The 1336-nt window shown below is 31.4% G+C and carries 1 protein-coding gene; it reads left to right on the top strand.

All coding sequences use genetic code 11. The annotated features are described in order from the left end of the window. Window positions 1–140 precede the first annotated feature (140 nt). The gene (locus AC11W3_RS22150; RefSeq protein ID WP_484093857.1) at window positions 141–1097 is read left to right on the top strand and encodes a phage/plasmid replication domain-containing protein; all 957 of its coding nucleotides are present in this window, start codon (window positions 141–143) and stop codon (window positions 1095–1097) included. Window positions 1098–1336: the final 239 nt, after the last annotated feature.

Below are 1336 nucleotides of genomic sequence, written 5' to 3'. Positions count from 1 at the left end.
CTTTTTTTAGATCAGAAGATATATGCAAGGTTTATAATAAGCAAAGGAAGTGTGTAGTTTGAATTGGCACTTCGATTATACACTTCAAGGGCTGTAAGGAATATCAAACGTGAGCATGACCTAATAGGTCGTATTTTCGTATGGTTGACACTATTAAATTTTTAATTAGTGAAGATTTAGAAGTATTTAATGCTATTTGGTCTGCTGTTCCTCCTGATAGTTTGAATATTATTTCTGATGGTTTTATGCAGATTAAAGGTAGATATGCCTCAGGAAATATTCCCTCTTATGACCCTCACATAAACTTTTTATTTGATACTCAAGAGAAGAAAGTTTATTTAGAATTCTCAATCCCTAAAAGTTTGTTTAAAAACAATATTAGGATGATTAAGGAACAAGAGATAGATTTAGCATTAAACAGGGTTTTTGAGAGATTACAGAGGTTCACAGGTGGAGTTTTACCCTTACTAGCAGAGTGGAGATTGCAAAGCTTGGATATTTGCTACAACTGGTACACGCATAGTGAGGATTTGGCTAAGGATTATCTGGAATTATTTAGAGGCGTTCCATCTGGTAGGAAGAAAAGAACCAATAATGAAACTTCCTTTAATGATGCTGGTTCTTGGTTTGTTACTAAGTTTTATTTAAAACATGAGGAATTCAGAAAACATGATTTTAAACAATTATTGAAGCTAGATGAGAAACTAGCTTATAGATTTTTAACAAGATCAATGGGTGTTTTAAGATTTGAAGTTAGATTAAGAAAACAACAACTAATAGAAGAATTTGGGAGTGATTTACGATGGTCTAGTTTGAGTTTAACTAAGAAAGATATAATCCTGATAATACTCAGAAAATATTTTAATAAATTTTTAGGAAATTTTTTACCAATAGCTATGAACGAGACTCAGATAGAAGAATTGTTAAGCAAAAAATACTCTAAAAGAGTTGTTAGTGATTTAATGATTTTTATAGTTAGCGGAAAAGAACGTAGAAGATATTCAAAATACAGAAAATCTAGGTATCGAAAATTAATAAGAGAAGCAGGTGTTGGATTGAACTCATTAAAATCTTTACCAACTTTAGAGATTGTTTAAGTTTCCACGGTATATGTAATACCCGTGGAAGTTGCAGTTTTTATTTATATTTTAGCTTTGATTTGTGCCTGTTGAAAAGTGTTATGCATAAAAATACCCACGAAAGTGGGTACTTTTTTTAGATCAGAAGATATATGCAAGGTTTATAATAAGCAAAGGAAGTGTGTAGTTTGAATTGGCACTTCGATTATACACTTCAAGGGCTGTAAGGAATATCAAACGTGAGCATGACCTAATAG

The organism is Geomonas sp., from assembly GCF_056994735.1.
The sequence above is the reverse complement of the archived record's forward strand: the minus strand, read 5'-3'. Positions and strand labels throughout refer to the sequence as shown.